Origin of the sequence: Pseudomonas sp. SIMBA_041 (assembly GCF_046535095.1) — a bacterium.
GTDB lineage: Bacteria > Pseudomonadota > Gammaproteobacteria > Pseudomonadales > Pseudomonadaceae > Aquipseudomonas > Aquipseudomonas mucoides.
Window position 1 is genome coordinate 693,696 of record NZ_JAWRXJ010000001.1, and the last position, 12,072, is coordinate 705,767.

Consider the following 12,072-nt stretch of genomic DNA (forward strand, 5'->3'; position numbering starts at 1 on the left):
TGCGCTTGTGAAAATTAGACTAATTACGTCGTTCTGCGACCCCATGACGCATTGCAGTCATGTCGGGGAACGGGATGTTCTCAAAAAACCATTGGATTGTTCCAGTTAAATATAAAAAGTTGTACACGATTTGTTGTTGGCAGGATCTTCAGCGGCGCTCCCATCGCGAGCAGGCTCACTCCTACAGGATCGCGCAAGACGTTGTAGGCGTGAGCCTGCTCGCGATGGCGTCAGACGAATCAACGCAGTATCAGCCCTTGCCTATACTTCTGTTTCTATAACAAAAGAGGGCTGCGCCATGGACCACCTCGTACTCACAGTGTTTGCTCCGGACAAGGCTGGGCAGGTCGAGCGCATCGCCCAGTGCATTGCCGAACACGGCGGCAACTGGCTGGAAAGCCGTATGTCGCGCATGGCCGGGCAGTTCGCCGGGATTCTTCGGGTGGGGGTGCCGGCCGAGGCCTACGATGAATTGGTCGATGCCCTGCAGGCGTTGTCCGCCCAAGGCATACGCGTATTGATTGCCGAAAGCGGCATCGAACAATCCTGCACCTGGAAGCCGATTGCGATGGAGTTGGTGGGCAACGATCGTCCGGGGATCGTGCGTGACATCACCCGTCTGCTCAGCGAGCAGGGTGTGAACCTGGAAAGATTGGTCACAGAAGTGCGCCCGGCGCCGATGAGCAGCGAGCCGCTGTTCCACGCTGAAGCAATCCTCGCCGTGCCACTGACCTTGTCGCTGGACGTATTGCAGTCGCGCCTGGAAACCCTGGCGGACGATTTGATGGTCGAACTGGTGCTGCGCAGTGAACCGTGAAAGGGTTATCCAAGTTAAACGTGCACCTGCCTGTGGATAACCTGTAGAGACAGCCCGCCAGCCCACGCCGGCCGGGCTTCTTCAGGGTCTGATCAAAAAACCATCAGTTTCAACAAGTTGCGCACAAACAGCGGGGATCACGCTGTGGATAACCTTGGGAAGGATCGATGCAGGCCACGGAAGACGTGGCCTGTAGAGGTTTGTGTGTTTTTTGATCAGCTGCGACGACGCAAACTTATCCACGCATCAACGCTGTACACCGCCAGGCCTGCCCAAATAAAGATGAACGCAACCAGCGTGCTGGACGACAGCTTTTCGCCAAACAGCAGTACGGCTTGCAACAGCACCAACGTCGGCGCCGTGTACTGGAGGAATCCCAAAGTTGTGTAGGGTATATGCCGTGCGGCGGCGTTGAAACAGATCAGCGGCACCAGCGTGACCGGGCCGGCGGCCACCAGCCACCAGGCTTCGGAGGTGGTCCAGAACTCGGGTTGCGCGCTGGCCGCCGTCGGGTTGAACAGCAGCCAAGCGACCGCAATCGGCACCAGCATCCAGGTTTCCACTACCAGACCGGGCAGCGCTTTGACCGGTGCCTGTTTACGGATCAATCCATAGAATCCAAACGTCAGCGCCAGCACCAGCGACACCCACGGCAGGCTGCCGACTTGCCACACCTGTTGCGCCACGCCGACCGCCGCCAGACCCACCGCCAGCCATTGCATGCGCCGCAGGCGTTCGCCGAGGATCAACATCCCCAGCAACACGTTCACCAGCGGGTTGATGTAGTAACCGAGGCTGGCCTCAAGCATCCGCCCGTTGTTCACCGACCACACGTAAGTCAGCCAGTTGGCCGCGATCAGCGTGCCGCTCAAGGCCAGGATCCCCAGGCGTTTCGGGTTGTCGCGCAACTCGCGCCACCAGCCGGGATGTTTCCAGACCATCAGCAACAAGGCGCCGAACAACGCGGACCACAACACGCGATGGATGATGATCTCCACGGCGGGTACATTGGCGATGGCTTTGAAATAGAGCGGGAACAATCCCCAGATGATGTAGGCGCTCAGGCCCAGAATGTACCCGCGACGCGGGTTGGCAGCTTGCATGCAGAATCCTTGCTTAGGCAGCTAACAAAGAAGGGATTGTAAGGAGATTTGTCTACGAATGTCCTGCCTGAATAGGTTGGGCAATTGTGAACACAGTCCCTGTAGGAGTGAGCCTGCTCGCGATAGCGGTGTGTCAGCCACTGATGTGCTGAATATTTCGCCGCCATCGCGATAAGGCTCACTCCCACAGGTGGGAACTGTGCGAGTCAGAAAAGTTTGAGGGGTTCTTCGTTCAGGGCTGCAAGTTGCTCACGCAACGCCAACACCTGGTCACCCCAATACCGCTCGCTGCCGAACCACGGAAAACTGTGCGGGAACGCCGGGTCGTCCCAGCGGCGGGCGAGCCAGGCGCTGTAGTGCATCAGGCGCAAGGCGCGCAGCGGTTCGATCAACGCCAGTTCCCGCGGATCGAAATCGTGAAACTCGTTGTAGCCGTCCATCAATTCCGACAATTGGCCGAGGCACTCCTGGCGGTCACCGGCGAGCATCATCCAGATGTCCTGCACCGCCGGGCCCATGCGGCAGTCATCGAGGTCGACGATGTGGAACATTTCGTCACGGCACATCATGTTGCCGGGGTGGCAATCGCCGTGCACGCGGATGTTCTGGTGCGGCGTGGCCTTGTAGACCTCTTCCACTCGCTTGAGCAGATCGCGGGCCACGGACTCGTAGGCGGGCAACAAACTCTTGGGGACAAAATTGCCTTCGAGCAAGGTGGTCAGCGAATCGTGACCGAAGTTCTTCACGCCCAGCGCTTCACGGTGCTCGAACGGTTTGGTGGAGCCCACGGCGTGAAGACGACCGAGCAACTGACCCAGGCGATAGAGTTGATCGAGATTGCCCGGCTCTGGCGCACGGCCACCGCGGCGCGGGAACAGGGTGAAACGAAAGCCCTTGTGTTCGTGCAGGCTGGCGCCGTTGTGAATCATCGGCGCCACCACTGGCACGTCGCACTCGGCGAGTTCGAAGGTGAACTGGTGCTCTTCGAGAATCGCTTCGTTGGTCCAGCGCTGCGGGCGGTAGAACTTGGCGATCAGCGGTTCGGAGTCTTCGATGCCGACTTGATAGACGCGGTTCTCGTAGCTGTTGAGCGCCAGAATGCGCGCGTCGCTGAGAAAGCCGATGCTTTCGACGGCATCGAGCACGAGGTCTGGGGTGAGGGTTGCAAACGGGTGGGCCATGCTGACTCCTGCGCGCAGCAGGCTGCCGCGTCCGGCCAAGCATGGTAGCGCAGACCGGGCTTCTTTAGGGGGATCGTTCCCACGCGAGCGTGGGAACGATCCTTAGGGGGGGACGTTGATCAGGCGCCGACGACCCCGCCATCTTCACGGGAAATCGCCATCACCGAAGACCGCGGTTTGCCATTCGGCAGATGCTCCGGGAATGTCGACCCCCCGTTCTCCCCCGGGTGCTGAATCCCGACAAACAACGTCTTCTGGTCTGGCGAGAAACTGATCCCCGTCACTTCGCAACCAATCGGCCCGACCATGAACCGGCGAATCTCCCCGGTCACCGGGTCGGCACATAGCATCTGGTTGTTGCCCATCCCGGCGAAATCACCGGCATTGCTCGAGTCGCCGTCAGTGAGAATCCACAACCGCCCGGCCTTGTCGAAACCCAAGCCATCCGGGCTGTTGAACATGTTCTGCGGCGTGATGTTCGACGAGCCACCCTTCGGCGTGCCGGCGTGGACGCCCGGGTTGCCGGCGACCACAAACAGGTCCCAGGCAAAGCTTTTCGAGCCATGATCATCGCGGTCGGTGCGCCAGCGCAGGATCTGCCCGTAGACGTTTTTCTCGCGCGGGTTTGGCCCGCCCACCGGTTGGCCTTCCTCACCGCGCTTGGCGTTGTTGGTCAGGGTGCAATAAACCTGGCCGTCCTTGGGGCTGACCACGATCCATTCCGGGCGGTCCATGCGCGTGGCTTTCACCACGCTGGCAGCGAGACGTGCATGGATCAGCACTTCGGCCTGATCAGCAAAACCGCTGCTGGCGTCGATGCCGTTTTTGCCGTGGGTCAGCTCCACCCACTCACCTTTGCCTTTCGGGTGATCGGCATTGCCGTCGCCGGCATCGAAGCGCGCCACGTACAAGGTGCCGTGGTCGAGCAGGTCGCGGTTGGCCTTGGGGTTTTTGTGGTTGATCTTGTCGCGGCTGACGAACTTGTAGATGAACTCGCCGCGCTCGTCGTCGCCCATGTACACCACGGCGTGGCCGTCATGGGTTTCTGCCAGGGCGGCGTTTTCATGCTTGAAGCGGCCCAGGGCCGTGCGCTTGACCGGGGTTGATTGCGGGTCGAACGGGTCGATTTCCACCACCCAGCCGTGACGGTTGAGTTCGTTCGGGTTTTTCGCCAGGTCGAAACGTTCGTCGTGCTGGTGCCAGTTGATCTCTTTACTGGCCGCCACCGCGCCGTAGCGTTTTTGCGCCGCGTCGAATTTTTGCTCGGCATTGCTGCTGCCGAAGCAGTCGGTGAAGTTCTCTTCGCAGGTCAGGTACGTGCCCCATGGCGTCTTGCCGTTGGCGCAATTCTGGAAGGTGCCGAGGACATTTTTGCCATGCGGGTCAGCGCTGGTTTTCACCCGTTCATGGCCAGCAGCCGGGCCACTCAGGCTGATCGGAGCGTTGCCGTGAATACGACGGTTGTAGCGCGAGCCCTGGACGAACTGCCACTGGCCGTTCTTGCGCTGCACTTCGATCACCGACACGCCTTCGCAGGCCAGTGCCTTGCGCACTTCTTCGGCCGACTGCGGCATGCCGCCATGTGCGTAGAGGTAGCGATAGTTGGTGTATTCGTTGTTGATTGCCATCAGCGCCCGGTCTTTTTCACCGGGAAATTCGAACAGGCTCATGCCGTCGTTGTTGTCACCGAACTGGACTTCCTGATGCTCGGCCGTGCCGTTGCCACTCGGGTCGAAGGCCGGACCGTTTTTTTGCAGAGGCTGGCCCCAGCTGATCAACACCGAGGACTTGTAGCCGGCCGGCAAGGTAATGGCGTCGCTGGTGGCGGCGGGGATGCTGTCGAAACCCAACAGTTTGCTGGTGCCGGCGCTGACACTCGCGGCCATGACGCTGCGGCTCAGCAGGTTGCCCCCGAGGAACATAGCGGCACCGCAAAGGGCGCCGGCGCTGATGAAACCGCGACGGCTGAGGCCGACCATTTTTTCGAGGTCGGTGGACTGGTTTTCTTCTAATAGGCTCACATCAGGCTCCCTGCGGTTTTTGCAGTCACCTTAGTGAGCGGACATGACGCTTTTGTTTCAGAGCGGAGTACCCAACAGGACGTTGGAGGGTAAAAACTGCACCAGCACCGGTTTGTCAGTGGTCAGCCCTTGGGTTCGCAAGTGCAGTGGCTCGGCCAAGGCGCACAGCGTCTGGCCATTGGGCAGGCTGATGCGCACTTCGCTGGGCCCGTCTTCGGCGTCGAGAATTTCTTCGATAATGCCCTTGAGGCAATTGTTGCCGGGTGTTGCGTGTTGCTCGATAGCCAGCACGTCCAGCCAACCGGCCTTGATCAGGGCGACCACCTCGGTGCCGGTTTCCAGCTCCAGGCGCAGGGTGCTGTCGTGGGTGATCTGCGTATCAATATTCAAGCCTTCGGCCAGTTCGAGCCGGATCCGGTCGTTGCGTCCCTGAGCTTCGATCTCGACAACCCGGCCGTGCAGTTGATTGCGCGCGCTGGTTCTGAGCATCAGGCGGCCGAGCAGGTCCAGATCGCTGGCATCTTCGGCGGCCTCCAGCACCTGGGCCTGGAGGACTTGCAGCTTTTGATAAAGGCGCAACACGCGCAAGCCTTCGCTGGAAAGTTTGGCACCACCGCCACCCTTGCCGCCGACGCTGCGCTCCACCAACGGCTTCTGCGCCAGGTTGTTCAGCTCGTCGATGGCGTCCCATGCTGCCTTGTAGCTCAGGCCCGCGCTTTTAGCGGCGCGGGTGATCGAGCCTTGTTCGGCGACGTGTTGCAGCAACGCGATGCGCTGCGGACGACGGACAATGTGCTGGGACAACAACGTAGGCAAGGACATGGCGAGGCGCTTTGGCTGTGACAATTGAGAAGACGTTGGCCGCTTGCAACTCGGTAGTCAAGTCAGGTCGCAATCCCTGTAGGAGTGAGCCTGCTCGCGATGGCGGTTGGACGTTCACCATTGATGACGCCTGACTCACCGCTATCGCGAGCAGGCGCACTCCTACAGGTTTTGTGTTCGCGGGTTAAGCCGTGTCGCCCGGTTTGGGTGTGCGGGCCAGGCAGTAGACGTCAACCCGCGCCGCCCCTGCGTCCATCAGCAGCCGGGCGAGGGCTTGTGCGGTGGCGCCGGTGGTCAGCACGTCGTCCACCAACGCCAAATGGCGCCCCTTGATCTGCGCGCCGGGTGTCAGGGCGAACGCGTTGCACAGGTTCTTCTTGCGGGCCTCGGCATTCAAATCCTGCTGTGCGCTGGTGTCTTGAATCCTCAACAGCAGCGTTTCGTCGCAAGGAATGTCCAGATGGCCGCCGAGCCAGCGGGCGAGCATCGCGGCTTGATTGAAACCCCGTTGGCGCAGTCGTTTAGCGGCCAGCGGCACCGGAACCAGTGCGTCGGGCCGATTCAGGTCTTCGTCGAAGCGATGTTGCAGGTATTGCGCGAGAAGATCGGCGAGCAGGCGGCCAAATGGCCATTTTGCCGAATGCTTGAAGCGCGTGATCAGCGTGTCCAGCGGAAAGCTGTACGACCACGGCGCGGCGACTCGCTCGAAAGCGGGTGGCTGTTTCAGGCACTGACCGCAGGTCAAGCCTGTGCCGGGCAAGGGCAGGGCGCAGGTCTGGCAGTGGTCGCCCAGCCAGGGCAACTCCGTTTCGCAGGCCATGCAGATCGGAGTCTGCTCCTCGGCCGGTTCAGCACAGAGCAAACAGTGCTGTATGTTTTTTAACCAGATGTAAACCGGTCCATCGTATCGTGGTTGACAGCGCATGAGTCTTCCTTAAATATGCCGAACATCCGTGTCGCGTCTGTGGGTATTCCATCCCCCAGCCGCTTGCCAAGCATAAAACAAAGGAAACGCCCATGAGCGCCAGCACCTCTGCAACCCTGCGTCATGACTGGTCTTTGGCCGAAGTCAAAGCACTCTTCGTTCAGCCATTCAACGACCTGTTGTTCCAGGCACAGACGGTGCACCGCGCGCATTTCGACGCCAATCGCGTCCAGGTTTCCACGCTGCTCTCGATCAAGACCGGCGCCTGCCCGGAAGATTGCAAATATTGCCCACAGTCCGGTCACTACAACACCGGCCTGGAAAAAGAAAAACTGATGGAAGTGCAGAAAGTCCTCGAAGAGGCTGCTCGCGCCAAGGCCATCGGCTCGACCCGTTTCTGCATGGGCGCGGCGTGGAAACACCCGTCGGCCAAAGACATGCCGTACGTGCTGGAAATGGTCAAAGGCGTGAAGGCCATGGGCCTGGAAACCTGCATGACCCTTGGTCGCCTGGATCAGGACCAGACCGTTGCGCTGGCCGACGCCGGCCTCGACTACTACAACCACAACCTCGATACGTCGCCTGAGTTCTACGGCAGCATCATCACCACCCGCACCTACAGCGAGCGCCTGCAAACCCTGGCTTACGTGCGTGAATCGGGGATGAAGATCTGCTCCGGCGGCATCCTCGGCATGGGCGAGTCCCTCGATGACCGCGCCAACCTGCTGATCCAGTTGGCCAACCTGCCGGAGCATCCGGAATCGGTGCCGATCAACATGCTGGTGAAAGTTGCTGGCACGCCGCTGGAAAATGCCGAAGACATCGATCCGTTCGACTTCATCCGCATGCTCGCCGTTGCCCGCATCCTGATGCCGCAATCCCACGTACGCCTGTCCGCCGGCCGCGAAGCGATGAACGAACAGATGCAGGCCCTGGCGTTCTTCGCTGGCGCGAATTCGATTTTCTACGGCGAAAAACTGCTGACCACCGCCAACCCGCAGGCTGACAAGGACATGCAACTGTTCTCGCGCCTGGGGATTCTGCCGGAAGCGCGCGAAGAGCACGCGGACGAGGTGCATCAGGCGGCGATTGAGCAGGCGCTGGTTGAGCAGAAGAGCAGCGAGCAGTTCTATAACGCGGCTGTTTGAAGCCTCCACCGATTCCTCTGAAGGATTGCAAAACACTGTGGGAGCGAGCTTGCTCGCAATGGCGCCAGGTCAGTCGACATCAATGTTGAATGCGGCACCGCAATTGCGAGCAAGCTTGCTTCCACAGGGACCGCATTCACTTTTATTCATGTGAACTGACCGCCCGAGGCCTGCATGTCTTTCGATCTCGCCGCACGCCTTGCTGCCCGCCGTGCCGAAAATCTCTACCGCCAGCGCCCGCTGCTCGACAGCCCTCAAGGCCCTGAAGTGGTGGTCGATGGCCAGCCATTGCTCGCGTTCTGCAACAACGATTACCTGGGCCTGGCCAATCACCCGCAAGTGATCGAAGCCTGGCGCGCCGGTGCGGCTCGCTGGGGCGTGGGTGGTGGGGCGTCGCACTTGGTCATCGGTCACAGCACCCCGCACCATGAACTGGAAGAAGCCCTGGCTGATCTGACCGGACGCCCGCGTGCGTTGCTGTTCACCACCGGTTACATGGCCAATCTCGGCGCGGTCACCGCGCTGGTCGGGCAGGGCGATACGGTGCTCGAAGACCGGCTCAATCATGCTTCGTTACTGGATGCCGGTCTGCTGTCCGGCGCGCGCTTCAACCGCTACCTGCACAACGACGCGGACAGCCTGGCCAAACGCCTGGAGAAAGCCACCGGCAATACGCTGGTGGTCACCGACGGCGTGTTCAGCATGGACGGCGACATTGCCGACCTGCCGGCACTGGCGCGCGAAGCCAAGGCCAAAGGCGCCTGGCTGATGGTCGATGACGCTCACGGGTTTGGTCCGTTGGGTGCCAATGGCGGAGGGATCGTCGAGCATTTCGGTCTCAGTCAGGAAGACGTACCGGTGTTGGTCGGTACGCTGGGCAAGGCGTTCGGTACCGCTGGGGCTTTTGTCGCGGGCAGCGAAGAGTTGATCGAAAGCCTGATCCAGTTCGCCCGACCCTACATTTACACCACCAGCCAGCCACCGGCGCTGGCTTGCGCGACACTGAAAAGCCTCGAACTGCTGCGCACCGAACATTGGCGACGTGAGCATCTGAAGACGTTGATCCGCCAGTTCCGCCAAGGCGCCGAGCAAATCGGCCTGGAGCTGATGGACAGTTTCACGCCGATCCAGCCGATCATGATCGGCGATGCCGGGCGTGCGGTTCGACTGTCGCAGATGTTGCGTGAGCGCGGCTTGATGGTGACCGCGATCCGTCCGCCGACCGTGCCCACCGGCAGCGCCCGCTTGCGGGTGACGCTGACCGCCGCGCATAGCGAAGACCAGGTGCAACTATTGTTAGATGGACTGGCCGATTGTTTTGCCCAGCTGAAACCGGAGCCAAGCCATGCGTGATCGATTGATTCTGTTGCCCGGTTGGGGCCTCGGGATTTCGCCATTGGAACCGTTGGCGGCGGCCTTGCAGGGGTTGGATGAACACCTGCGCGTCGAGATCGAGCCGCTGCCGGAACTGGAGTCGAGCGATCTGGAAGAGTGGCTCGATGAACTCGATGCGACAGTGCCCCAGGATGCCTGGCTCGGCGGCTGGTCCTTGGGCGGCATGCTGGCGGCCGAATTGGCGGCACGTCGTGGTGATCGTTGCTGCGGCTTGCTGACCCTGGCGAGTAATCCTTCGTTTGTCGCCCATGAGCAATGGCCGAGCGCGATGCCCGGCGAGACGTTCGATGCCTTCCTGGCTGGCTGCAAGGCTGATCCGCGCATGACGTTGAAACGGTTTTCGTTGCTGTGCGCACAAGGCGCCGAAGACTCGCGTGGCCTGTCGCGGTTATTGCTCGCTGGCGCGCCAAACGCTTCTGCATCGATATTGATGAGGGGGCTGGAAGTCCTCGCACAACTGGATACCCGTCAAGCTTTGCAGGCGTTTCGCGGCCCTCAACTGCACTTGTTCGCCGGCCTCGACGGCCTGGTCCCGGCCGAAGCGGCGGGGGACTTGCTGGCGCTGCTGCCGGATGTCGAAATCGGTCTGATTGAACAGGCCGGCCACGCGTTTCTTCTGGAAGACCCTCACGGTGTGGCGGGGGCGATTCAGGCCTTTTTGCATGAGTCCGGTGATGACTGATTTATCCCTTCACAACCTGTCCGGCGGATTGCCCGACAAGCGCCAGGTGGCGGCCTCTTTTTCCCGTGCCGCGGCGAGTTATGACAGCGTGGCCGAGTTGCAACGTGATGTCGGCAGCCAGTTGTTGAGTCGCTTGCCCGCGGATTTTGTCCCGGGTCGCTGGCTCGACCTGGGCTGCGGCACCGGCTATTTCAGTCGGGCGCTGGGTGAGCGTTTTCCGGCCAGTCACGGCGTCGCACTCGACATCGCCGAAGGCATGCTCAATCACGCCCGGCCGTTGGGGGGGGCCTCCCACTTCATCGCAGGTGATGCGGAACGCTTGCCGCTGCAGGATTCGACCTGTGACCTGATCTTCTCCAGTCTTGCCGTGCAGTGGTGCGCGGACTTCGGCTCGGTGCTGAGCGAAGCGCAGCGTGTGCTGAAACCGGGCGGGATTTTCGCGTTTGCTAGTCTTTGTGTAGGGACGTTGTTTGAGCTGCGTGACAGTTGGCGTCAGGTCGATGGCATGGTCCACGTCAATCGGTTCCGCGAGTTGGGTGTTTATCAGCAACTGTGTGCGGCCAGCGGCTTGAAAACCGTCAGCCTGCAAACCCGTCCTCATGTGTTGCATTACCCGGATGTGCGCAGCCTGACCCATGAACTCAAGGCATTGGGTGCGCACAACCTGAACCCTGGGCGGCCGGGTGGTTTGACTGGCCGGGCGCGGATCCTCGGTTTGATCGAGGCGTATGAGCAGTTTCGTCAGGCCGAAGGTTTGCCGGCGACTTATCAGGTGGTCTATGCCGTGTTGGAGAAGCCTTTATGAGCGCAGCCTATTTCATCACCGGCACTGACACCGATGTCGGCAAGACCACCGTGGCCGCCGGCTTGTTGCATGCCGCACGGTCGGCAGGCTTGAGCACGGCGGCTGGCAAGCCGGTTGCCTCGGGCTGCGACGTGACGTCCAAGGGGTTACGCAACGCCGATGCGCTGGCGCTGTTGGCCGAGTGCTCGTTGCCGTTGACGTATGCACAGGTCAACCCGGTGGCGTTCGAGCCAGCCATCGCGCCGCACCTGGCCGCGCGCGAAGCTGGCGTGGCGCTGACGGTGCAATCGCTGTTGACGCCCATGCGCGCGATTCTCGACATGCAGGCGGATTTCACCCTGATTGAAGGGGCGGGCGGCTGGCGTGTGCCGTTGGCGGATCAGGACAATTTGTCTGACCTGGCGATGGCGCTGGGTTTGCCGGTCATTCTGGTGGTCGGTGTGCGCCTGGGTTGCATCAATCATGCGCTGTTGACGGCCGAGGCGATTGCCCAGGATGGATTGCAGCTGGCGGGTTGGGTGGCCAATATCATTGATCCCAAAACCTCGCGGCTGGAGGAGAACCTCGCGACACTCGCCGAGCGAATCCCCGCGCCGTGCCTTGGGCGGGTGCCGAAACTCAAGGCGGTCACCGCTGAATCCGTGGCGGAGCATTTGCAGCTGGATTTGCTGGACTAGGTTTTAGCTATCACAAGGCACAGTGCCATTAGTGTTTTTGTCGGGCGTTTTGCCATCATGTCTGATTCAATGCCCGCTATTGATCCTCTTGCCGGACGAGTTCTCCCATGCAGATTTCAGGTAACACTGCTTTTTATGCGGGTCTGAGCACCATTCAGACAGGGCAGAACCGCGTCGATCAAGCGGCCGGACAGATCGCCAGCAATACCATCGAACGGTCGGTGACCAGCCAGTCTTCCGACGTTCAGGTGGATCGCCTGCGTTCGGTTGATCGCAGTCAGCGATCCGACCTGACCAGTAATGTCGTCGAGATGACCCACGGCAAATTTCAGGTGGAAGCGGGCGCTAAAGTCGCCAAGGCTTCAGACGAAATGCTCGGAACGTTGATCGATACATTCGCGTGATCCCTCGCTGAATCCGCTTTCTGAACGCCGCGATTTTTCGCGGCGTTTTTCTGCGTAAGTCCTTCTCCCTCAACTAATCTTTTCTACACGGC

12 protein-coding genes are annotated in these 12,072 nt (G+C 60.7%); 7 read left to right on the top strand and 5 right to left on the bottom strand.

All coding sequences use genetic code 11. From position 1 onward, the window contains the following. Positions 1-298: 298 nt before the first annotated feature. Positions 299-817 carry a glycine cleavage system protein R gene (locus SB725_RS03230; protein WP_027926687.1) on the top strand — a complete coding sequence of 173 codons (519 nt, stop codon included), beginning with the start codon at positions 299-301 and terminating at the stop codon, positions 815-817. Between the two features lie 215 nt (positions 818-1,032). Here SB725_RS03230 and rarD read toward each other — a convergent pair whose 3' ends face one another. The 5 genes from rarD to SB725_RS03255 all read right to left on the bottom strand — a co-directional run bounded on the left by rarD (position 1,033) and on the right by SB725_RS03255 (position 6,869). Next, positions 1,033-1,920: an EamA family transporter RarD gene (gene rarD, locus SB725_RS03235; RefSeq protein ID WP_027926688.1), complete on the bottom strand. Its 888-nt coding sequence runs from the start codon at positions 1,918-1,920 to the stop codon at positions 1,033-1,035. A gap of 206 nt (positions 1,921-2,126) precedes the next feature. Beyond that, the gene (locus SB725_RS03240) at positions 2,127-3,101 is read right to left on the bottom strand and encodes a serine/threonine protein kinase (RefSeq protein WP_059182055.1); all 975 of its coding nucleotides are present in this window, start codon (positions 3,099-3,101) and stop codon (positions 2,127-2,129) included. Between the two features lie 119 nt (positions 3,102-3,220). Beyond that, positions 3,221-5,122: a PhoX family protein gene (locus SB725_RS03245; protein WP_027926690.1), complete on the bottom strand. Its 1,902-nt coding sequence runs from the start codon at positions 5,120-5,122 to the stop codon at positions 3,221-3,223. Positions 5,123-5,179: 57 nt separating this feature from the next. After that, positions 5,180-5,944 (bottom strand): TOBE domain-containing protein, encoded by a 765-nt coding sequence (locus SB725_RS03250; RefSeq protein WP_059182057.1) that lies wholly within the window; start codon positions 5,942-5,944, stop codon positions 5,180-5,182. Between the two features lie 184 nt (positions 5,945-6,128). Continuing rightward, on the bottom strand, positions 6,129-6,869 hold the full coding sequence (locus SB725_RS03255) for a ComF family protein (RefSeq protein ID WP_027926692.1): 741 nt from the start codon (positions 6,867-6,869) through the stop codon (positions 6,129-6,131). A 92-nt stretch (positions 6,870-6,961) separates the two neighbouring features. Between SB725_RS03255 and bioB the strand changes: the two genes are divergently transcribed. The 6 genes from bioB to SB725_RS03285 all read left to right on the top strand — a co-directional run bounded on the left by bioB (position 6,962) and on the right by SB725_RS03285 (position 11,980). Beyond that, positions 6,962-8,017: a biotin synthase BioB gene (gene bioB / locus SB725_RS03260; RefSeq protein WP_010467114.1), complete on the top strand. Its 1,056-nt coding sequence runs from the start codon at positions 6,962-6,964 to the stop codon at positions 8,015-8,017. Positions 8,018-8,191: 174 nt separating this feature from the next. Beyond that, on the top strand, positions 8,192-9,370 hold the full coding sequence (gene bioF, locus SB725_RS03265; RefSeq protein ID WP_027926694.1) for an 8-amino-7-oxononanoate synthase: 1,179 nt from the start codon (positions 8,192-8,194) through the stop codon (positions 9,368-9,370). Further along, a complete protein-coding gene (locus SB725_RS03270; RefSeq protein WP_027926695.1) occupies positions 9,363-10,094 on the top strand; it encodes an alpha/beta fold hydrolase in 732 nt (243 codons plus the stop codon). The genes bioF and SB725_RS03270 overlap by 8 nt, the downstream gene beginning before the upstream one ends. Then, on the top strand, positions 10,087-10,899 hold the full coding sequence (gene bioC, locus SB725_RS03275) for a malonyl-ACP O-methyltransferase BioC (RefSeq protein WP_027926696.1): 813 nt from the start codon (positions 10,087-10,089) through the stop codon (positions 10,897-10,899). Before SB725_RS03270 ends, bioC begins: the two co-directional genes overlap by 8 nt. After that, a complete protein-coding gene (bioD, locus tag SB725_RS03280) occupies positions 10,896-11,576 on the top strand; it encodes a dethiobiotin synthase (RefSeq protein WP_027926697.1) in 681 nt (226 codons plus the stop codon). The genes bioC and bioD overlap by 4 nt, the downstream gene beginning before the upstream one ends. 107 nt (positions 11,577-11,683) lie before the next feature. Further along, the gene (locus SB725_RS03285; protein WP_410921255.1) at positions 11,684-11,980 is read left to right on the top strand and encodes a pyrroloquinoline quinone biosynthesis protein PqqE; all 297 of its coding nucleotides are present in this window, start codon (positions 11,684-11,686) and stop codon (positions 11,978-11,980) included. Positions 11,981-12,072: the final 92 nt, after the last annotated feature.

Coding starts and splice junctions, on each gene's coding strand:
- SB725_RS03230 (WP_027926687.1), top strand. CDS start 299: ATGGACCACCTCGTACTCACAGTGTTTGCTCCGGACAAGGCTGGGCAG.
- rarD (WP_027926688.1), bottom strand. CDS start 1,920: ATGCAAGCTGCCAACCCGCGTCGCGGGTACATTCTGGGCCTGAGCGCC.
- SB725_RS03240 (WP_059182055.1), bottom strand. CDS start 3,101: ATGGCCCACCCGTTTGCAACCCTCACCCCAGACCTCGTGCTCGATGCC.
- SB725_RS03250 (WP_059182057.1), bottom strand. CDS start 5,944: ATGTCCTTGCCTACGTTGTTGTCCCAGCACATTGTCCGTCGTCCGCAG.
- SB725_RS03255 (WP_027926692.1), bottom strand. CDS start 6,869: ATGCGCTGTCAACCACGATACGATGGACCGGTTTACATCTGGTTAAAA.
- bioB (WP_010467114.1), top strand. CDS start 6,962: ATGAGCGCCAGCACCTCTGCAACCCTGCGTCATGACTGGTCTTTGGCC.
- bioF (WP_027926694.1), top strand. CDS start 8,192: ATGTCTTTCGATCTCGCCGCACGCCTTGCTGCCCGCCGTGCCGAAAAT.
- SB725_RS03270 (WP_027926695.1), top strand. CDS start 9,363: ATGCGTGATCGATTGATTCTGTTGCCCGGTTGGGGCCTCGGGATTTCG.
- bioC (WP_027926696.1), top strand. CDS start 10,087: ATGACTGATTTATCCCTTCACAACCTGTCCGGCGGATTGCCCGACAAG.
- bioD (WP_027926697.1), top strand. CDS start 10,896: ATGAGCGCAGCCTATTTCATCACCGGCACTGACACCGATGTCGGCAAG.
- SB725_RS03285 (WP_410921255.1), top strand. CDS start 11,684: ATGCAGATTTCAGGTAACACTGCTTTTTATGCGGGTCTGAGCACCATT.